General features: G+C 71.8%; 26 protein-coding genes. 21 read left to right on the top strand and 5 right to left on the bottom strand.

Going from position 1 to position 17809, the window contains the following annotated elements:
• Positions 1-519 precede the first annotated feature (519 nt).
• Positions 520-3084 (top strand): class III lanthionine synthetase LanKC, encoded by a 2565-nt coding sequence (lanKC, locus tag AC0HI0_RS07255; RefSeq protein ID WP_480931487.1) that lies wholly within the window; start codon positions 520-522, stop codon positions 3082-3084.
• Between the two features lie 158 nt (positions 3085-3242).
• Here the strand turns inward: lanKC and AC0HI0_RS07250 are convergent, their stop codons facing one another.
• Positions 3243-4163, bottom strand: a complete 921-nt coding sequence (locus tag AC0HI0_RS07250) for an NADP-dependent oxidoreductase (RefSeq protein ID WP_480931486.1) — start codon at positions 4161-4163, stop codon at positions 3243-3245.
• Between the two features lie 345 nt (positions 4164-4508).
• Between AC0HI0_RS07250 and AC0HI0_RS07245 the strand changes: the two genes are divergently transcribed.
• Positions 4509-5192: a papain-like cysteine protease family protein gene (locus tag AC0HI0_RS07245; protein WP_480931485.1), complete on the top strand. Its 684-nt coding sequence runs from the start codon at positions 4509-4511 to the stop codon at positions 5190-5192.
• A gap of 12 nt (positions 5193-5204) precedes the next feature.
• Entirely contained in the window at positions 5205-5996 is a 792-nt protein-coding gene (locus tag AC0HI0_RS07240) for a hypothetical protein (protein WP_480931484.1), read from the top strand.
• Positions 5997-6011: 15 nt separating this feature from the next.
• Here the strand turns inward: AC0HI0_RS07240 and AC0HI0_RS07235 are convergent, their stop codons facing one another.
• The 4 genes from AC0HI0_RS07235 to AC0HI0_RS07220 all read right to left on the bottom strand — a co-directional run bounded on the left by AC0HI0_RS07235 (position 6012) and on the right by AC0HI0_RS07220 (position 8719).
• Complete coding sequence (locus AC0HI0_RS07235) at positions 6012-7256, bottom strand: tyrosine-type recombinase/integrase (RefSeq protein WP_480931483.1); 1245 nt, start codon at positions 7254-7256, stop codon at positions 6012-6014.
• A complete protein-coding gene (locus AC0HI0_RS07230) occupies positions 7256-7423 on the bottom strand; it encodes a hypothetical protein (RefSeq protein ID WP_480931482.1) in 168 nt (55 codons plus the stop codon). Before AC0HI0_RS07230 ends, AC0HI0_RS07235 begins: the two co-directional genes overlap by 1 nt.
• Before the next feature lie 282 nt (positions 7424-7705).
• Positions 7706-8026, bottom strand: a complete 321-nt coding sequence (locus AC0HI0_RS07225) for a hypothetical protein (protein WP_480931481.1) — start codon at positions 8024-8026, stop codon at positions 7706-7708.
• 174 nt (positions 8027-8200) lie between these two features.
• On the bottom strand, positions 8201-8719 hold the full coding sequence (locus AC0HI0_RS07220; protein ID WP_480931480.1) for a hypothetical protein: 519 nt from the start codon (positions 8717-8719) through the stop codon (positions 8201-8203).
• Positions 8720-8877: 158 nt separating this feature from the next.
• Between AC0HI0_RS07220 and AC0HI0_RS07215 the strand changes: the two genes are divergently transcribed.
• The 18 genes from AC0HI0_RS07215 to AC0HI0_RS07130 all read left to right on the top strand — a co-directional run bounded on the left by AC0HI0_RS07215 (position 8878) and on the right by AC0HI0_RS07130 (position 17755).
• Positions 8878-9117 (top strand): helix-turn-helix domain-containing protein, encoded by a 240-nt coding sequence (locus AC0HI0_RS07215; RefSeq protein ID WP_480931479.1) that lies wholly within the window; start codon positions 8878-8880, stop codon positions 9115-9117.
• Positions 9118-9202: 85 nt separating this feature from the next.
• Complete coding sequence (locus tag AC0HI0_RS07210) at positions 9203-9742, top strand: hypothetical protein (RefSeq protein WP_480931478.1); 540 nt, start codon at positions 9203-9205, stop codon at positions 9740-9742.
• Complete coding sequence (locus AC0HI0_RS07205; RefSeq protein WP_480931477.1) at positions 9739-10140, top strand: hypothetical protein; 402 nt, start codon at positions 9739-9741, stop codon at positions 10138-10140. The genes AC0HI0_RS07210 and AC0HI0_RS07205 overlap by 4 nt, the downstream gene beginning before the upstream one ends.
• Positions 10137-10280: a hypothetical protein gene (locus AC0HI0_RS07200; protein ID WP_480931476.1), complete on the top strand. Its 144-nt coding sequence runs from the start codon at positions 10137-10139 to the stop codon at positions 10278-10280. The genes AC0HI0_RS07205 and AC0HI0_RS07200 overlap by 4 nt, the downstream gene beginning before the upstream one ends.
• The gene (locus AC0HI0_RS07195) at positions 10277-10672 is read left to right on the top strand and encodes a LuxR C-terminal-related transcriptional regulator (protein ID WP_480931475.1); all 396 of its coding nucleotides are present in this window, start codon (positions 10277-10279) and stop codon (positions 10670-10672) included. Before AC0HI0_RS07200 ends, AC0HI0_RS07195 begins: the two co-directional genes overlap by 4 nt.
• The gene (locus AC0HI0_RS07190) at positions 10665-11726 is read left to right on the top strand and encodes a DUF5131 family protein (RefSeq protein ID WP_480931474.1); all 1062 of its coding nucleotides are present in this window, start codon (positions 10665-10667) and stop codon (positions 11724-11726) included. Before AC0HI0_RS07195 ends, AC0HI0_RS07190 begins: the two co-directional genes overlap by 8 nt.
• Complete coding sequence (locus AC0HI0_RS07185; protein ID WP_480931473.1) at positions 11723-12046, top strand: hypothetical protein; 324 nt, start codon at positions 11723-11725, stop codon at positions 12044-12046. Before AC0HI0_RS07190 ends, AC0HI0_RS07185 begins: the two co-directional genes overlap by 4 nt.
• Positions 12039-12251 (top strand): helix-turn-helix transcriptional regulator, encoded by a 213-nt coding sequence (locus AC0HI0_RS07180; protein ID WP_480931472.1) that lies wholly within the window; start codon positions 12039-12041, stop codon positions 12249-12251. Before AC0HI0_RS07185 ends, AC0HI0_RS07180 begins: the two co-directional genes overlap by 8 nt.
• Positions 12248-12604, top strand: a complete 357-nt coding sequence (locus AC0HI0_RS07175) for a hypothetical protein (RefSeq protein WP_480931471.1) — start codon at positions 12248-12250, stop codon at positions 12602-12604. Before AC0HI0_RS07180 ends, AC0HI0_RS07175 begins: the two co-directional genes overlap by 4 nt.
• Entirely contained in the window at positions 12601-12783 is a 183-nt protein-coding gene (locus AC0HI0_RS07170) for a hypothetical protein (protein WP_480931470.1), read from the top strand. Before AC0HI0_RS07175 ends, AC0HI0_RS07170 begins: the two co-directional genes overlap by 4 nt.
• A complete protein-coding gene (locus tag AC0HI0_RS07165) occupies positions 12780-13139 on the top strand; it encodes a hypothetical protein (protein ID WP_480931469.1) in 360 nt (119 codons plus the stop codon). The genes AC0HI0_RS07170 and AC0HI0_RS07165 overlap by 4 nt, the downstream gene beginning before the upstream one ends.
• Positions 13136-14014 carry a PD-(D/E)XK nuclease-like domain-containing protein gene (locus tag AC0HI0_RS07160; protein WP_480931468.1) on the top strand — a complete coding sequence of 293 codons (879 nt, stop codon included), beginning with the start codon at positions 13136-13138 and terminating at the stop codon, positions 14012-14014. The genes AC0HI0_RS07165 and AC0HI0_RS07160 overlap by 4 nt, the downstream gene beginning before the upstream one ends.
• Positions 14011-15240 (top strand): hypothetical protein, encoded by a 1230-nt coding sequence (locus AC0HI0_RS07155; protein WP_480931467.1) that lies wholly within the window; start codon positions 14011-14013, stop codon positions 15238-15240. The genes AC0HI0_RS07160 and AC0HI0_RS07155 overlap by 4 nt, the downstream gene beginning before the upstream one ends.
• Positions 15240-15857 (top strand): hypothetical protein, encoded by a 618-nt coding sequence (locus tag AC0HI0_RS07150; protein ID WP_480931466.1) that lies wholly within the window; start codon positions 15240-15242, stop codon positions 15855-15857. Before AC0HI0_RS07155 ends, AC0HI0_RS07150 begins: the two co-directional genes overlap by 1 nt.
• Positions 15857-16102: a hypothetical protein gene (locus AC0HI0_RS07145; protein ID WP_480931465.1), complete on the top strand. Its 246-nt coding sequence runs from the start codon at positions 15857-15859 to the stop codon at positions 16100-16102. The genes AC0HI0_RS07150 and AC0HI0_RS07145 overlap by 1 nt, the downstream gene beginning before the upstream one ends.
• Complete coding sequence (locus AC0HI0_RS07140) at positions 16099-16497, top strand: hypothetical protein (RefSeq protein WP_480931464.1); 399 nt, start codon at positions 16099-16101, stop codon at positions 16495-16497. Before AC0HI0_RS07145 ends, AC0HI0_RS07140 begins: the two co-directional genes overlap by 4 nt.
• Complete coding sequence (locus AC0HI0_RS07135; RefSeq protein ID WP_480931463.1) at positions 16494-16838, top strand: hypothetical protein; 345 nt, start codon at positions 16494-16496, stop codon at positions 16836-16838. Before AC0HI0_RS07140 ends, AC0HI0_RS07135 begins: the two co-directional genes overlap by 4 nt.
• Positions 16835-17755, top strand: a complete 921-nt coding sequence (locus AC0HI0_RS07130) for a DUF2303 family protein (RefSeq protein ID WP_480931462.1) — start codon at positions 16835-16837, stop codon at positions 17753-17755. Before AC0HI0_RS07135 ends, AC0HI0_RS07130 begins: the two co-directional genes overlap by 4 nt.
• The last annotated feature ends 54 nt before the right edge of the window (positions 17756-17809 follow it).

The following is a 17809-nucleotide window of genomic DNA, read 5'->3' as shown; positions in this document are numbered from 1 at the left end:
CTCGTGGCGTGGAATTACGCCTTGGCTTGAGGCTCGCGCCTTGGTGACGTTCGCGGCACTCGCGCCTGCCGGACACCTGGTCGCATGATGGCGACGGTGCGGAGGAGCCGGACCCGATGACGGAACGGGGCAACCGCTGCCACCGTTCTACGAGCCGTGTTCGCTGCGCGATGTCCGCGCCACACGGAGGTTCGCGGTCGGCGGCGGACGTCCGGTCCGGGAGTCCACGCCCGGTGCGCGGGGTCGGGCTTCGGTTGCCCGAAGACCGGGCGAAATAGCGGTATCGGCCCCGAAGTCCGACTGGAACGGTTTCGAGGGGGCGGTGGCACCCTCGACGGGGAAGGGGGTGTCGGGCGTTCGGCTCCATCTTGCCGGGATCCGATCGGCCGTTCCTACCAATAGCCCGGTCCGGTCATTTCAGACAGGGCTGAGTGGTTCTTGACCGCCGTCCGGATGATTTGGGAGCGTGCACTGCGGCGTGCGCCACTATCGCCCCACCACCCGGGGAGGGGTGAACGGATGGTCGTGGACATGTCGTTCCTGGGCTCCGACGACGACTACTACGAGCCGTGGGACACCGCCGACCCAGGTCACCGCTACCAGGCGGGACCGCCGGCCGCCGGCTGGACGCGGCACGAGGCCGGGGCGTGGACGCAGTGGCGACCGGAAGGCGCGGTCCTTCCCGGGCAGGGCTGGAAAGTGCACGTGTCCAGTTCGCTGGAGAATTCGCCGTCGGTGCTCCCGGTCGTTTCGGCGGTGTGCTTCGAATTCGGCATCCCGTTCAAGCACCTCACCGGCCGGGGCACTTTCCTGCGGTTGCACGAAAAGCACGCGGCGCGGGTCCAGGGCGGCAAGTTCTGCACGTTGTACCCGCCGGACGTCGAGTGCGCGGCGCTGGTGATGCGACGGCTGGAGGAGGCGCTGGCCGGGATCGGGGGGCCGTTCGTGCTCACCGACCGCCGGTTCGGGGCCAGCGAATGCGTCTCGTACCGCTACGGCGCGTTCCGGGAGCGGGGCAGGGTCGACGCCGAGGGTGTCACCGTGCCCACGTTGATCGGGCCGGACGGACGGGAGGTCGACGACGATCGGCGGCCGGAGTTCCGGTTGCCGCCCGGCGTCGCGGACCCGTTCCGGGAAACGACCACCCCGCGCCCGCCGGGGCCGGTGACGTTGAACGGGTACACCTTCGAGGCCGTGGTGCAGCACAGCAACGCGGGTGGCGCGTACCGGTTCCGCTCGGCGGCGGGCGAACCGGTGTTCGTCAAGGAAGCCAGGGCGCACAACGGGTACACCGCCGACGGCGCGGACGCCGAAGCCCGGCTCGCGGCCGAGTACCTGGCGCTGCGCGCGATCCACGCGCGCGAGCCGGGGCTGTGCCCGCGCCCCGTCGAGCTGTTCCACCACTGGGAGCAGAGCTACCTGGTCACCGAGGTGGTGCCGGGTTTCTCCCTGTACCGCTGGATGGTGACCAACAACCCGGCGATCCGGGCCGGGGCGGACCGGGCGGAGTTCGCCGACTACCACCGGCGCGCCCTGGCCGTGCTCGATCGGCTCGACGCGTTGTTGGACCGGCTGCACGCCTTGGGTTTCGTGTTCGTGGACCTCAGTCCGACCAACGTCCTGGTGGACGACGACGACCAGGTCCGGCTGGTCGATTTCGAGGCGGTGCAACGGATCGAGGACGTGCGGCGGATCATGGGCACGCCCGGGTACCAGCCGCCCGACCCCCGTGCGACGGCGGACCGGGACCCCGTGGACCTCGACCGGTACGGCGTGGCCGCGTTGGCGCTGCTGCTGGTGTTCCCGCTGCACGAGGTGGTCGAGCGCCACCCGGCGGCGCTCGACCACCTGCACGCCGACCTGACCGATCTGGCTCCCGTCGCACCCGCGCTGTGGCAGCGGGCCACCCGGTGCCACGAACGGGTCGCCGCCTCGCCCACGCCGCAGGCCGTGCGCGACGACCCGGTGGCGGAGTTGCGCGCGCTGGCCGAGCGGACAGCCGATGCGGTGGAGGCGATGGCCCGGCCCGACCACCCGCACCGCGTCTACCCGACCAGCCCGCTCGGCTACCGAACGGACACGCGCGCGGTGGCCGCCGGAGCCGCCGGGGTGCTGTTCGCACTGCATCGCGCCGGGCGCGTTTGTGATCCGGCCGTGGTGCGCAGGCTGCGGGACGAGGCGTTGGAGGCGGCCGGGACGAGCGCGCCCGGTCTGCTGTACGGCAGTGCGGGCATCGCCGGGGTGTTGGCGGAGGTCGGCGAGGGCGAGGCCGCCGCCACCTTGTTGACCGCGGCCGCCGGGCACCCGTTGAACGGCACGTCCGCGACGCTCGCCGGCGGTGCGGCGGGCACCGCGCTCGGGCTGCTGGCCCAGCACCGCCGGACCGGGGAGCAGCGGTGGGCGGACCTGGCGTGGCGGCTGCTCGACGCGGTCCCGGACGGGGACGGGCTGGACGCCCGGCTGAGCGCGACCAACCGGTCGGGGCTGGTCGGGGGGCGGACCGGGGTGGCCCTCGCGCTCTACCGGCTGCACCGCGCCACGGGTGAGGCCCGGCTGTTCGAACGCGGTGTGCGGATGTTGCGCGAGGAACTCGCGTTCGCCCGGCCGATGCCCGTGGACGCCCTGGGGTTCCGGGTCGGGCTCAAGGACGGGCGGGTCTACCCCTACCTGTACTCGGGGAGCGCGGGCTACGCCGCGGTGCTCTCCCGCTACCTCGCGCACCGCCCGGACGCCGACTTCGGCTTCGACGCGCCCGACGTGCTGGAACGCGCGCTGCGGGCGTGCTCCGTGCGGTTCACGGTGCTTCCGGGGCTGTTCCCGGGTCTGGCCGGGCTCGTCCACGTCCTGGCCGACGTCGGCCGGCGGCTGGCGCGGCCGGAGCTGGTGGCGTCGGCGTCGACCGGCGCGCGCGGTCTGTTCCGGCACGCGGTCCCGCACGCCGGCGGGGTGGCCTGGCTGGGCGAGCCCGGCCAGCGGCTGTCCGCCGACCTGTGGTCCGGCTCGGCCGGGATCCTGCTCGCCCTGCGCCGGCTGACCGAAGCCGCGCCGGGGGAGGTAGATCCGCTACGACCCCGAAGGGAGTGATCAACGTGGAGGAAGCCCTGCAACTGCAGGCCGAGGTGGCGCACGAGGACGAGTTCTGCACCATCTTCACCACCAGCAGCGTCGGACGCACCTGCGCCTAGCGCCGCCGCCTGCCGGGCCGGGCTCCCCGGCCCGGCAGGCCCGACCCCGCCGCGCGGTCAGCGCACGGCCGGGTCGCGGACGTCGAGGGTGATCTTGCCGCCGCTGTGGCCGGTGGCGCTGTCGTCCTGGGCGCGGGCGGCCTCGGCCAGCGGGTACGCGCGGGCGTGCCGGACCACCAGCCGCCCGCCGGCGGCCAGGTCGGCCAGCTCGGTGAGGACGCCGGCGTTCTGGTCGCCGGGCTCGCCGCCGGAGAACGGGATGCCGAGTTCGAACGCGGCCACGTCGGCGAGGGTGAGGATGCGGTCCTTGCCGCCGCGCAGCTCGATCGAGTCGGGCAGGGCGCCCTTGCCCGCGGCGTCGAGCACGGCGTCCACCCGGGGGCTGATCGCGCGCACCCGTTCCACCAGGCCGGCGCCGTAGCGGACCGGGGTGGCGCCCAGCGAGCGGATGGTGTCGGCGCTGTTCTCGCCGCCGGTCCCGATCACCGTCGCGCCGCGCGCGACGGCGAGCTGGGTGGCGAGGCTGCCCACCGCCCCGGCCGCGCCGTGGATCAGCACGACGTCGCCCGCGCCGACGTCGAGCAGCCGCAGGCCGCGCAGCGCGGCCTCCCCGGCGGCGGGCAGCGCGGCGGCGTCGTGCCAGGTCAGCGCGGCGGGCTTGGCCACGACGACGGAGGCCAGCGCGTACTCGGCGTACGAGCCGGTCTGCGCCCAGCCGAACACCTCGTCGCCGATCGCGGCGGGCGCACCCTCCCCCACCGCGTCCACCACGCCGGACAGCTCCAGGCCCGGCCGGTGCGGCAGGGTCGGCTTCACCACCTCGGCCATCGCGCCGCTGCGCAGCTTCCAGTCGAACGGGTTCACCCCGGCCACCCGCACGGCGACCCGCACCTGGCCGGGGCCCGGCACGGGCAGGTCGACGTCCCGGAGGCGCAGGACGTCTGAGCCGCCGTACTCGGCGAATTCGATGGCGCGCATGGGGGTCCTCTCGACGGGTCGGCCGTTGGCGATCATCCTCGCGCGCCGCCGCCGATCCCGCACGGCCGGTCGCCCGGTCCGGCGGCGGTCGTTCACAGCGGTGTGAACGGCCGGTGAATGTTCTCCGGCGAGGCCCGCTCCGGCGCGCCCGCGAGACCGGGAGCAGCAGTCATCGGGTTGTTCCCGCGGCGACCGGCGGCCGGTGAACGATCACAGCGCGGTCCCGGGGGAAACGAACGGCAGTTGTCCGGGACGGAAACGGCGCGCACGGTAGTGCGGAGTCGACCGCCCCGTCCGCGGCCGGCCTGCCCGCACACGTTTTCTTCCCCTGCAAGGAGAACACTCGTGGATCGCAAAACCATCCGACGGGGGCTGCCCTGCCTGCTCGCCGTCGCCGCCGCGTTCAGCGCGTCGGTCGCGTTCCCGTCCCTCGCGACGGCGGCGCCCGTCGACCAGGGCACCCCGCACGGCCTGATCAAGACCGAGGACCACACCCAGGTCCGGGAGATCACCCCGGCCATCGCGCCCAAGAGCGGCTTCAACGCCCTGGCGTCCAAGCGGCTCAACTACACCCAGCAGGTCCAGCAGCAGAACCAGTGGTGCTGGGCGGCGACCGGGGCCAGCATCGAGCAGACCCTCGGCGTGACGGTCAGCCAGACGGCGTTCTGCGCCGCCGGCAAGGGCTCCTCGGCCGGCTACTGCCCGAACCAGGCGGCCCAGATCTCGGAGATCGTGCGCGGCTTCCGGGGCACCGGCTTCAACGCCCAGGACGCGCGGGGCACCATCAGCTTCGCCTCGATCACCCAGCAGATCGACGCCGGCATCCCCAACCTCACCGGCATCTACTGGACCTCCGGCGGTGGCCACGCCGAGGTCATCTACGGCTACGACAGCGCCAACCAGTCGATCCTCATCGGCGACCCGTGGCCGACCTACCAGCGCTACCAGACGTGGTCGTACAGCCAGTACCGGAGCAACGCCAAGTTCCGCTGGAACGACACCATCGTCAACATCACCAAGGCGCGTTAAGGGGTAGTGGCCGTGATCTGCCGGAAGTTGTCCGTCTTCGCCCTCGCTGCGCTCGCGCTGGTGCTCTCCGGTGCACCCGCGTCGGCCACCGGGGCGATTCCCCCACCCTCTCCGGAGGATTTCGCCGCCGCGCTCGACGCCGCCAAGGCACCGGCCGCGATCAGCTTCGCGAAGACCAACTTCCGGCAGGTCCACGGCACCGAGCCGACCACCCTGACGGTCGCCGACCACGGGGTCCCGGCCTACGTGCTGAACCCCGATTTCGTCCGGGGTGTCCCGGACGCGCCGGCCGGGGTCCTCCAGTACATCGCGGTGACCGCGACGGCGGAGGACGGCAAGCGCGCGACCTTGCGCGCCGACCCGCAGGGCGGTGGGAACTGGACCGTGGGCAGCGTCTTCTCCGGCGACGACGAGGAGGCGCTGAGCGGGCGGCTGGCCCGGGGCTCGGTGCTGCTCAACGAACCGCAGATCAACGGCTGGTACGAGCTGAACCCGACCGGCGTGGTGCTGTTGCAGGCCAGCCTGCCGCAGTCGCCGGTCGGCACGTTCGTCCCGATCGCCGAGTACCAGAAGCAGGTGCGGGCCCGGTACGGCGACAAGCTGCCGGGCTCGGACTACGAGAAGGACAAGGGCATCGGGTTCCCCCAGCAGGACGCCGCCCCGCCGGCGGCCTCGGCCCCACCCGGGACGACAGGGCCCGGGTGGTGGCCGATCGCCGGCGCGGCGGCCCTGGTGGTGCTCGCGGCGGCGCTGGTGGTGGTGCGACGACGTCACTCCCAGAGGAAGTCCCCCAGCAGGGAGTGATCGCGCACTGACCTGCTACTTCGCCTTGCCCGGTACAGATTGGGTACGGCTGCTGTCGGATCCGGCGTCGAACGTGGCGTCGAGCACGGCCCGCGTGCCGTCGCGTTCATCGTCGGGCCAGTACCCGAGGTAGGTCTCCAGGGTCACGGTCGGCTTCGAGTGCCCCATAGCCATCTGCACGGTCCGCACGTTCTTGCCGGCGTAGATCAGGGCCGTGGCGAAGAAGTGGCGGAGCGACGTCACCGTATACAGATCCTCGGGGAGGTCGGTCTTCTTGATCCCGGCCTGCCAGATGTCGGACCATCGGCCCGACCTCATCGGGCTCCCTTCCGGCGAGACGAACAGCAGCAACGCCTTGCGTTGCACCGGCTTGTCGGGGTTGGTGCGGTCCCAGATCAGGACTTCCCTCGGAGGATGGTCCCGCACGTGCCGTGCGAGGGCGTCGAGGGCGAGCTTCGGCAGCTCGATCGTCCGCTTGCTGGTCTTGGTCTTCGGCGGGGCAAGGTACGGAGCCCCGCGAGTGGACATCGCGAGCTGATGACGGACCTTCACCGTGCGTCGGAGGAAGTCGACGCTGCCCAGTTCCAGCCCGAACATCTCCCCGGTGCGCATCCCGCATCCCGCACCGAGGTACACCACCGGCTCGTAGTAGCCCCTGAAGCCCACGGCCATCGCGCGGACGTCGCTCGGCGAGGGCAGGTCGTACTCGCCATCGGGCAACTCCGGCAGCACGATCTCAACGCAGGGGTTCGAGGGGATCAGGCCGTCGATCTGCGCCCGCTTGAACATCGGGAAGACGAGGCCCTTGTAGATCGTACGGATGGAACTCGCGGCGAGCGGGGGGTCCTTCTTCCGGCGCTCCTGTACCCACTCCTGCACCACTGCCGAGCGGACCGCGAGCAGCGGGAGCCGGCCCATCGCGGACCCTCTGACGTGGTTCTTGGCCGAACTCCTGACGTTCGTCTTGGTCTGAGGGCGAACCTGGAGCAGCTCGACGAACCGGTCCGCGTAGTCGGCCACGAGGATCTTCCCGGCGGCCGGATCGATGTACGTACCTCGGTCGATGTCGCTCTTGATGTTGCGCTCGAAGCGTTCCGCCTCGCCCTTTTTCTTGTCCGGGAAGGACTTGCTGGTGGCCCTGCCGGTGAGAGGGTCCACGTAGTTCACGCGGTACCGGTCGCCGCGCCCGTGCCGCTTGGAAGGGCGGGGCTCCTCCTTCTCGTGGCGTTTTTTGAGGTACCAGAGATCCTGGGGTGCCATCAGGTGCGCCCCTGCTCGCCGAACGGTCTGCGGAGGTGGTGCACGGTGGCGAGCTGGACGGGAGGCGTGGGAGCCGTACGGGGCCGGCGCGGTGTGGACCGGCCCGTGACGCGGGCCGGGCGCGCGTCGACCTCCGGCTCGTTCAGGACGTACTCCTCCTCCGGCATCGCCAGCCACCGTTGGGCTTCGACCCGGAGCTGGAATCGCCGGCTGCGCTGGGTGCCGTCGCCCGTAGGCCGGCGCGCTTCCCATCGCAGCCCGCGCCCGCAGCCCGCCTTGGGGATTTTCGATCCTCCCGGCCCTCTGCTGTACCAGAGATCTATCACGGCCATGACAATTCTCCGATCTGCCGTGGTGAGGGCAGCCCAAATAAGGCCGCCCTCACCACGGCGTCGTTAGGTTTGCATTACCTGCGGTGCGAAGAGTGTTGCGGATTTGACGCTGCGGCGTCAGTTCGTGCTGTGGAGCGACCTAACGATCGCTGCCCCCTCGAAGGCGTCGCCTTCGTGTCCCAGCCGGTTGGCTTCACTGTGCATCGCCTCGACGAGCACTTTGTACATCTTGCGGTTGGCCCAGCAGGCGTGTAGCAGGTTCCCGATGTAGTGGAGTCCGACGCACAGGGCCGTCCAGAGCATGAGTGGCCACAGCCGGGCGTCGTCCGCCCAGACTCCCGCCAGCACCCCGATGGCGATGATCAATGCGACGCCGATCGCCGCCACTGCGATCGTGGATCCCCAGCGCTCTTGGTGCTCGTGATTGTGTTCGGCCATTTGTCCTTCCTTCGCCGGTCGCGGCCACGACGCTGGGGCCGCGCGTGCCTAGTGTCGAGGAAGAACTATTCCTTGTTAACCCGGAATTTGTTGTCCACTCAAACGGACCAGGGTTGTGACACTGCGCCGATCGGCCGTAGCCGACCGCATTTTCGCGGACAACTCAGAGTAGAGTCATCCCACCTGTTTGGCGGATTGCCGGGCCGCATCCACCTCCTGTTGAGACGACTCGCGGAGGTAGTTCTCGCGGACACTGATCGCCCGAACGAGCCACCCCTGCGCCCGATCGGGTCCATACGACGGACTGTCGGCACGGTCGAGGTAGCGGGCCACCAGTTGACGCGGGGTCGCCGCGAGGATCCACGTCACCTCCTCGGCGGGCAGCCCGGTGCCCTCCGCCGCGACGCGCGCGACCTCGTCGACGGCCATGGTGCCGGCGGGCGGTCCGACCAGCCGCCGAGCGGGCCCCGTGCCGGACAGCAGGTCCGTGACGCTGCCGGCCCGCCACTCCAGGCCGTGCTCGATCGCGACCTGGGTCAGGTCCGGGATGCCGCCGGGGCCGTTGCGTGCCGCCCGCAGGGTCTCGTAGGAGATGCCGCCGGCCGCGGCGACTTCCCGCCATGTCCGGCGCAGCTCTTTGCGCCGGACGTCCATGGCGTCGGCCAGTCGCCGTCGCGCCTCGCTGCTGATCACGGACCAGTCCCCCGACTCCATCGGCACACGCCACCAGGTCAACGCAGATTAACGCAGACCTGTCACTGATCGCCACCGTTCAGACACACTCTGCGGTCATCTGTGAAAATCTGCGTTGCTCTGTTGCACTCTGCGTTCCGCAGATCTAGGGTCTCGTCATGGCACACGGACGACCCACCTACCGCTTCGACGGCGCGGGACTCCGCCAGCGCCGCGAGACCGGTGGCATGTCGCTGCGCGCCCTCGCACAACGCTGTGAACAGCACGGACAGCGGATAAGCGACTCGCAGCTCAGCAAGTACGAGAACGGCATCTGCACCCCACGGCCCGCCGGGCTGGCCGTCATCGCAGCGGTCTTCGCGGTGCCGCCGGCAGACCTGCTGATCTCCGCAGCCTGACACAGAAAGCAACAGGGCCGCCCGCCACACCCCGGATTGCCCCCGGAGCGGACGAACGGCCCACGAACAAGGAGACGAGACCTCCATGCCCAAGTCCAGGGTATTGCCCAGGCCGCCCGCCGGTAAGCGGGCCGCCCTCACCGCCAGCCAGGCGGCCTCGACGCCCGACCAGCACGACGTGGTCCGGGTCGCCGAGCTGATCGGCAAGGGCAACGTCCCGACCGACGCCCGGTCCGCGCTGGCGGACCTGCTCGTGCTGGCCGACCTCACCGCGAACACCCCGTTGAAGGTGCGCGCGGCGGCCGTGGCCGTCGTGCACGCGTTCCGCCCTGCCCTGCTCGGCCTGCGGACCGTGCGGGTCCAGGACCGTCAGGACCTCCGCGTGCCTCAGGTCGTCACCGTCACCGTGCCGTGGGTGTGCCCCACCTGCGGCGGGCTGCGCGGCGAGCCCGAGGCGTTCGACATCACGCTGTGCGGCGAGCGGGTCACGATCGACCGCTGGCGCAACGGGTGCGCCCACCAGGACTCGCACAGCGCGGTGGTGCGCGAGGCGGCGCGCTACCGCGAGCTGGTCGACGTCGACGCGCTGGCGGCGCTCGCCGAGACTGAAGCGGTGTCCTCGTGAACGCGGAGGACGCGGCGGTGTGGATCGCGACGGACCCGGCGGTGAAGCGGCGTGGGCTCGGCGAGTTCTTGAAGTTCGACCTGCCCGGCGGGCGGCACGGCCGGCTCGGCATCCGTATCCGGTCCACCCCGACCCGCGAGGTGGACACCGCGATCGCGTGGTTCTACGCGCTCACCCAGGTCGACCTGAGCCTGGGCGACCACGAGGACCACGTGGTGGTCTACGTCCGGGGCGACCTGGAGGGCCAGCGGGTGCAGGCGCACGTGCCGGTGTACGGCACGGCGGCGGTCCGGCTGCGTGCGGCGGCCGAGTGGGACCCGTTCGACTCCGCGTCCATCTCGGTGCACGGGCTGCGCCGGGTCGCGGTCGACGTGTCCGACCTGGTGGTGTGGCGATGAGCCTCCTCTTGGTGCGCCTGGCGAAGTGGGCGGCGGTCGTCTCGCTGCTCGCGGTCGCGGTGTCGGGTTGTCGTGGTGGGCAGGACCGGCCGGGGGTCGACGCGACGTCGGCCCCCACCGGGGCGGTGATCATCCGATGAGGTCCTCGCGGCTCGCTCCCGGCCTCCTGACCCCGGCGGAGCGCCGGGTCGTGACGCTGATGGTCGACGGCTTCACCAGTCCCGAGATCGCCCGCAAGTTGGGCCTCACCGAGTTCACCGTCAAGTCCCACCTCCACAACGTCGCAGCGCGGTGGGGCACCCGGAACCGGGTGCAGACCGCGCTGGCCGCCGTCCGCTACGGCGTGGTCGCGGTGCCCGACGCCCCGGTGGACAAGCCCATGTGGGACGGAACCCTGCGGCAACTGCGCTCGATCCTCGGCCTGCGGCCGTCGACCGCGCCGCTCGACGAGCAGGCGCACGAGATCCTCGGCGCGGCCACGGCTCTGGTGACCGCGTTGACGCGTCGCGGAGAACAGGTGTCCGATGGCTGACCGATCCCGTATCGAGTGGACGGACGCGACGTGGAACCCGGTGACCGGGTGCACGCGGGTGTCCGAGGGGTGCCGGAACTGCTACATCGACCGCACCACCCCGTTCCGGACGGCCCGCCGCAGGTTCGACTCCCCGGAGATCGGCGGCACCACCGGAGTGCTGCTGCACCCCGAGCGGCTGGCGTACCCGCTGAAGTGGCGCAAGCCGCGCCGCGTGTTCGTGAACTCGCTGGCCGACCTGTTCCACGACGAGGTGCCCGACGAGTTCATCGGGCGGGTGTTCGCCGTGATGGCCCAGGCGCAGCAGCACACGTTCCAGGTGCTCACCAAGCGGCCCGCTCGTGCGCGGGCCCTGCTGAACTCGTGGACGCCGGTCACCGGCCGGCCGCCATGGGTGTTCACCGGCCCGTGGCCGCTACCCAACGTCTGGTTGGGCGTGTCCACGGAGGACCAGGCGACCGCCGACCGGCGCATCCCGATCCTGCTGGACACCCCCGCCGCCGTGCGGTGGATCAGCGCCGAGCCGCTGCTCGGCCCCGTCGACGTGACGACATGGCTGCACGACTCGAACTGCGCGCTGCGGTCCGACGACGTGTGCACCTGCTCGGAACCGCGCGAGACCCGGCTGGACTGGGTGGTGGTCGGTGGCGAGTCCGGTCCGGGCGCGCGGCCGATGCACCCCCAGTGGGCGCGCACGCTGCGCGACCAGTGCGCTGCGGCCGGCGTGCCGTTCCACTTCAAACAGTGGGGCGAGTGGGGACCCGCGCCCTGGGCGGTCCGGGTCTGCGACCCCAAGGTGGGCTGGAAGGGCACCCCGGAGGAGCTGGCCGCCGCGAAGGCGGACGCCGAGGCGCGCGGCGCGACCCACGCCTACGCGGAGTGGGCGCACCTGCACGACTGGGAGCTGTACCAGCCGCACCACAAGCCGTGGTCGCTGGAGCGCGCCGACGACCTCGACGGCCCGCACGCCCCCATGCGCCGCTGGGGCAAGGGGAAAGCCGGGCGCGAGCTGGATGGTCGGACGCACGACGAGTACCCGGCGGGTGCGCGATGACCCCCGGGATGCTCGCCGCCGCGCTGGTCGCCCTGCTGCTCGCCGAGTTGGCCGCGACCCTCGTGCGCACGCTCGCCGGTGACCACCTGCCGCGCCACCGGCTCACCCGGGCGGCCCGCCGCGCCGCCCGCGCCCGCCAGCGCGTGCACAAGCGGCGCGGCGGCCACCTGGAGGGCTACGCCGAGGAGCTGGCCGCGATGAACGCCAGCATCGCGGCCGAACGCAAGCGCGCGGAAACCATTGCTGCGCAACGGTTCGAGAACTGGGTGGAGCCCAATCACCTGTTCGGCCAACGACTGGAAGGAGGGAACCGTGGCTAAGAAGCCAGCGCCAGCCGAGCCCCTGTCGGTCAAGGAGGCCGCCCGCCGTCTGGGCGTCGCGCCGTCCACCCTGTACACCTGGCGGCACAAGGGCATCGGCCCCGAGTCCTACAAGCAGGGCTCGCGGGTGGTCCTCGACGACGACAAGGTCGAGGAGTACCGCAAGCGCGAGCGGGAGAAGACGCTGCGGGGCGGTGTCGGATGAGCCGCAAGAACCTGCCCGACACCAGCCACGCCTGCCCCGGTGGCTGCGGCGCACGCGTGCCGCGCCACCGGCTCGCGTGCCGCACCTGCTGGTTCCGGCTGCCGCTCGCGCTGCGCCGCGCGATCCGGGCTCACCACGAGTCCGGCAACACGGTGGCGCACCTGGAGACCGTGGCCGCCGCGACCCGCTGGTACCGGGACAACCCGCGCACCTGCCCGTGCCCGCCGCGCGACCCGGACGGCCGCCAGGCGGTCAACGTCGGGTGCCACGTGCACGGCGTGCCGTCCGACGCCGACACCGACGATCGCGGCCCCGTCGCCCGGATGATGGCCGGCCGCGAGGAGGCCCGGTGAACGACAACCTCCGCCGCGCCGTCTTCGCCCTGGCCGCCACCGTGCTGATGACCGCCGCGCTGGTCGCGGCCGGCGGCACGGCAGGCCCGGGGCTGCCCGAGCCGACGCCCACGCCCACGACCACCCCCGGCACCTGGACCGCCACAGCAGTCCCGATCCCCCGGGTGGTGATGTGGTGAGCAGGGGCCGGACCAACACGTGGGAGAACACCGAGCACGGCTCGGTTCGCGGCTACCGCCTGCACAACACGTCGGGCGAGCAGGCGTGCGAGGACTGCCGGACGACGTTCAACACCTACACCCAGCGGAGTCGCACCCGCCACCGCCTGATCGACAAGGGCGTGGTGGAAGTGCCGCTGGAGTTGCTGGGCGCGCTGCTGTGGGCCGCACCCGGCGACGTCGAGGAGGACGCCGAACGCGTGCTCGGGGCGCTGGTGGTCGAGGTCGCCATCGAGGTCGCGCAGACCGCGTCCGCCCCCGCCGAGTCCGTCGCGGACGAGAGCGGCGACCCCTCCGTCCTGGACGTGGCGTCGTGACGGCCGTCGACGAGCGCCAGCTGGTCGTCACCGAGCCCGGCGTCTACGACCTGCCGGACGAGGTCTACCACTCCGACCCGGTGCCGGGCGGTTCGTTGTCCAGCAGCGGCGCGAAGCTGCTGTTGCCGCCGAACGCTCCCGCGCTGTTCAAGTGGCGCAGGGAAAACCCCGAGCCGCCCCGGCGCGTGTACGACCTCGGCAAGGCGGCGCACCAGGTGGTCCTCGGCACCGGTCCGGAACTCGTCGTCGTGCACGCGGCGGACTGGCGGACCAAGGCCGCACAGCAGGACCGAGCCGCAGCCCATGCCGCCGGCAAGGTCCCGGTGCTCGCCCACGAGCACCGGGACGTCCTGGGCATGGCCGCAGCCATCCGCGAGCACCAGTTCGCGTCGAAGCTGTTCGACCCGGCGACCGGCCGCCCCGAGCGGTCCCTGTTCTGGCACGACGACGAGTTCGGGGTGTGGCGGCGGGCCAGGCTGGACTGGCTGCCCGACCGCATCAGCAGCCGTGGCCGGCTGATCGTGCCCGACTACAAGACGTGCGAGAAGGCCGACATCGAGTCGGTGCGCAAGGCGGTGCACCGCTTCGGCTACCACCTCCAAGCCGACTGGTACGGCACTGCGGCCCGCGCGGTCGGACTCGCCGCCGACGTCCTGTTCGTCCTGGTGTTCCAGGAACGCACCGCGCCCTACCTGATCCACGTCGTGGCACCGGACACGATCGCGCTCCGGACCGCCCGCGACCTCAACCGCAGCGCCCTGGCCACCTACGCCGAGTGCACCGCCACCGGCGTGTGGCCCGGCTACAGCGACGACGAGATCGGATTCGTCGACCTGCCGCCGTGGGCCCAAACCAGCAAGGAGAACAACTGGTGACCCGAACCATCGAACCCGTCGCGCCGTTGGCGCTGCCCTCCCCCGGGAGGCTCGGACAGGGCACGGCCGTGGAGATGTCCCGCGCCATCGCCGAGGTCCACGCCGCCGCCTACGCCGCCCAGCAGTTCCCGCGCAACGAGATGGCCGCCATCGCCTCGATGCAGAACTCGTGCCGCCGCGAGGACGTCGCCAAGAAGGCGTTCTTCCGTCTCCCGCGCTCCGGCGGCCCGGTGACCGGGCCGACCGTCAAGCTCGCCAAGGAGTTGGCGCGCTGCTGGGGTCACATCCAGCACGGAATCGTCGAGCTGCGCCGCGACGCGGAGGCCGGCGAGTCGGAGATGCAGGCGTTCGCCTGGGACGTCCAGACCGGCACCCGCACCTCGCACACGTTCATCGTCCCGCACAAGCGCGACAAGACCATCGACCAGAAGACCATGCCGGTCGACCTGGACACCCTCCAGGCCATCTACGAGAACAACGCCAACAACGGCGCGCGCCGGCTGCGCGAGTGCATCTGGGGCGTACTGCCGTCCTGGTTCACCGAGCGCGCGCAGGAGCTGTGCCGCGAGACGGTGAACCGCGGTGACGGCAAACCGTTGCCGGAACGGATCGACATCTGCGTGGCCCACTTCGCCGAACTCGGCGTCACCGAGGACATGCTGGTGCGCAAGCTCGACCTGCCCCGGATCCGGTGGACCGGCCACGAGGTCGGGCACCTCGGCAACATCTTCAGCTCGTTGAAGCGCAACGAGATCACGGTGGCGGACGAGTTCCCGCCCGAGCGGGTCACCGCCGCCGAGATCGTCGGCACTCCCCCGCCCGCCGCGCGGCAGACACAGGAAGCCGCCGTGCCACAGGCCACCTCGCCGGTACGGCCGGCAGAGGAACCGCGCGCGGCCGTCGTCAAACCGCCGACCGAGCAGGACGCCCCGCAGGAGCCGCCTGCCGAACCGGCACCGTCCGGTTCGGACAAGCCGGCGCAGCGCGGCCACGTCAACGCGCTGCACACCAAGCTGGCCGACGTGTTCGGCCGCCGGGACCGGCAGGACAAGCTCGACGTCCTCAGCCGGATCCTCGGCGAGCGACTGGCGTCCGCCACCGACCTCACGGTGTCCGAGGTCCAGCGTGCCAACGCGGTGCTGGACCCGCTGTCCAAGTCGGACCGGCCCGGCGACGCGCTCGACCTCTACCTGGAGCAGACCGCCGCTCCCGAGGCCGGTGCGTGATGGCCGAGATCGAGAACACCTCGACCCGCGACCCGTTGCTGCACCTCGCGGTCGCGATGGGCGAGGGCGACCAGTTCATCACCCGCATGGAGGCACAGGGGCAGCGGCAACTCGTCGCGTCCACGCAGATCCCGACCGAACTGCTCGGCGGCACCGAGGACGAGCTGCGCGCGCTGGGGTTCGAGCTGGGCGCACCGCCCGAGGGCGACAAGCTGTTCCGGCACGCCAAGCTCCCCGAGGGCTGGCGGAAGACGGCCAGCGACCACGACATGTGGTCCTACGTCGTGGACCGGCACGGCCGCCGCAGGCTCAGCATGTTCTACAAGGCTGCGTTCTACGACCGCCGGGCGCACGCCCGTCTGTCCACTGTCGAGGGCTACGCCTACGACCTGCTCCACATCCCCGGCACGCCGTTCGTGGTGGACGACTGGGCGACCGTCGAGGCGCTGACCGCCGCGCTCGACGACATCCGGGACCGGGCGGTGTCCGACCGGGCGCTCTATGAGCCCGGCGGCCGGCACCCCAGCGCGGACCGCACCGCCGACCTGGACCGCGAGATCGCCGCCTGCGACCGGCTGCTGGCCCGAGTCGCGGCAGCCACTGCCGGAGGCGCGTGATGGCCAGCGGACCCGAGCACTACCAGCGGGCCGAGGAGCTGCTGGCCGACATCGCCGGCGACGACGGCACCGTGGACTTCGGCGATGGCGGCGAGGCGTACGTGCTGTCCGCGATCGGGCACGCCCTGCTGGCGCTGACCGCCGCGACGGCGATGGGCACCGACCAGCCCGTCGACGAGATGCGCAGGTGGGTCGAGGTCGCCGGTATCCCGCGCGTCGGCCCGCGACGGGCGGCGCGGCGATGACCGCCGCCCGCGACCAGCGCGACACCATCCCGGCGTGGCGCTGGGACGACCCCAACGGCGACGCGCTGATCCTCAGCGAGGTCTACACCGGGACCAACCAACAGCTGATCCGCACGGCCGGAGGCGCGACCGTCGCCCTCACGTCCACGGAACTGCGCGAGCTGGCCTCCCAGTGCATCGACCGCGCCGAGGTCATGGACAACGTGCCCGGCCGAAACCGGCGCACGTGGCGGTGGCACGTCCGGCAGGGCGAGCGCCTGCTGTCCCAGTCCCTCGACAACGTCCGTGCCGACCTGCTCGTGCAGCAGGCCCAGGCCCACTTCCAGGCCGCCGCAGTCCTTCGCGGCACCACCACCGTCCACATCCACCACAAGTCCGGAAAGGACACCGAGTGACCCAGCGCAAGGACGAGGACGGCCCGCCCGACTTCGCCGTCTTCCTCACCCGCACCAACAAGGGCCGCACCCTCGACGAACTGTCGACCAAGTTCGCGGAGCTGATCCTCGCGGTGAAGGAGACCGGGAAGGGCGGCAAGGTCCAGCTCACCGTCGAGGTGAAGCCGGTCCCGAAGACCGGCGGCGCGCAGGTCTACATCACCGAGACCGTCGCCGCGAAGACCCCCGCGCTCGACCGCCCCACGTCGGTGTTCTTCACCGACCGGTCAGGCGGGGTGCACCGCGACATGCCCAACCAGCACAGCCTTCCCTTCGACCAGGAGCAGGACACCAGCCGATGACCACCAGCCCCGAAACCGCCGAACTCGTCGCCGACCAGGCCGACCGGCTCACCGAGATCGACCAGCACACCCGCCGGCTCGCCGTCGACCCGCGCCCCGCCACCGCCACCGCCCCGCTGCTGGTCGAGCGGTACCGCGGCGACGAGCGCGTCGAGTTCCACAGCCTGGAGCAGTTCCTGCCGAGCCCGCTCCGTCCGCGCGGCACCACGACGGTGCACGACCACGCCGACTTCGCCGAGTTCGTCATGCGCCTGTCCGACCGGGACCACACCGTCATGTACGCCGACGTCGACCAGAGCACGGTCACGGCCGTGTTCAACGACGCCGCCGACCCGTACGACGTCGAGGAGAAGACCGGCCAGGCCGGGTGGGGCGACCACCGCGCCGTGCTGGACCTCCGTCCCGACGTCGACTGGGAGGCATGGGCGGCCAAGGACGGAAAGTTCTACAACCAGGAGGACTTCGCCGAGCACCTGGAAGACCTCGCCCACACCATCGTCCGCCCGGACGCCGCGACGCTGCTGGAGGTCGCGATGGGCTTCCGCGCGACCACCACCGCGGAGTTCGCCCGCGTGGTGCGGCTGGACAACGGCAACGTGGAGATGAAGTACAGCGAGAAGACCAACGCCAACGCGGGCGTCAACGGCGCGCTGGAGATCCCGCCCGACTTCACCGTCCGCATTGCGCCGTGGCGCGGCGTCGACCCGGTCGACCTCGAAGCCCACTTCCGCTACCGGATCCGCGAGGGCCGGCTTCACCTCGGCTACGCGCTGATGCGTCCGGACCGCGCCCGGGACGAGGCGTTCGCCCTCATCCTGCGCAGGCTCCGCGACGCGGTCACCGCCGACGTCCCGCTCATCGCCGGCGTCGCACCGGCCCCGGTGCAGCCCAGGCCCTTGACCGCGCCCCTGCGCTGACCCGCGCGGCCCGTGCCCCCTTCCCCGGGGCACGGGCCGCCGCCCCCTCCTGAT

This window comes from Saccharothrix sp. NBAS 001, assembly GCF_056640475.1.
The sequence above is the reverse complement of the archived record's forward strand: the minus strand, read 5'-3'. Positions and strand labels throughout refer to the sequence as shown.

Coding starts and splice junctions, on each gene's coding strand:
- AC0HI0_RS07225 (WP_480931481.1), bottom strand. CDS start 8,026: ATGGCCGAACACAATCACGAGCACCAAGAGCGCTGGGGATCCACGATC.
- AC0HI0_RS07140 (WP_480931464.1), top strand. CDS start 16,099: ATGACCGCCGCCCGCGACCAGCGCGACACCATCCCGGCGTGGCGCTGG.
- AC0HI0_RS07230 (WP_480931482.1), bottom strand. CDS start 7,423: ATGCCGGAGGAGGAGTACGTCCTGAACGAGCCGGAGGTCGACGCGCGC.
- AC0HI0_RS07190 (WP_480931474.1), top strand. CDS start 10,665: ATGGCTGACCGATCCCGTATCGAGTGGACGGACGCGACGTGGAACCCG.
- AC0HI0_RS07195 (WP_480931475.1), top strand. CDS start 10,277: ATGAGGTCCTCGCGGCTCGCTCCCGGCCTCCTGACCCCGGCGGAGCGC.
- AC0HI0_RS07130 (WP_480931462.1), top strand. CDS start 16,835: ATGACCACCAGCCCCGAAACCGCCGAACTCGTCGCCGACCAGGCCGAC.
- AC0HI0_RS07235 (WP_480931483.1), bottom strand. CDS start 7,256: ATGGCACCCCAGGATCTCTGGTACCTCAAAAAACGCCACGAGAAGGAG.
- AC0HI0_RS07175 (WP_480931471.1), top strand. CDS start 12,248: ATGAGCCGCAAGAACCTGCCCGACACCAGCCACGCCTGCCCCGGTGGC.
- AC0HI0_RS07210 (WP_480931478.1), top strand. CDS start 9,203: ATGCCCAAGTCCAGGGTATTGCCCAGGCCGCCCGCCGGTAAGCGGGCC.
- AC0HI0_RS07250 (WP_480931486.1), bottom strand. CDS start 4,163: ATGCGCGCCATCGAATTCGCCGAGTACGGCGGCTCAGACGTCCTGCGC.
- AC0HI0_RS07215 (WP_480931479.1), top strand. CDS start 8,878: ATGGCACACGGACGACCCACCTACCGCTTCGACGGCGCGGGACTCCGC.
- AC0HI0_RS07145 (WP_480931465.1), top strand. CDS start 15,857: ATGGCCAGCGGACCCGAGCACTACCAGCGGGCCGAGGAGCTGCTGGCC.
- lanKC (WP_480931487.1), top strand. CDS start 520: ATGGTCGTGGACATGTCGTTCCTGGGCTCCGACGACGACTACTACGAG.
- AC0HI0_RS07185 (WP_480931473.1), top strand. CDS start 11,723: ATGACCCCCGGGATGCTCGCCGCCGCGCTGGTCGCCCTGCTGCTCGCC.
- AC0HI0_RS07150 (WP_480931466.1), top strand. CDS start 15,240: ATGGCCGAGATCGAGAACACCTCGACCCGCGACCCGTTGCTGCACCTC.
- AC0HI0_RS07200 (WP_480931476.1), top strand. CDS start 10,137: ATGAGCCTCCTCTTGGTGCGCCTGGCGAAGTGGGCGGCGGTCGTCTCG.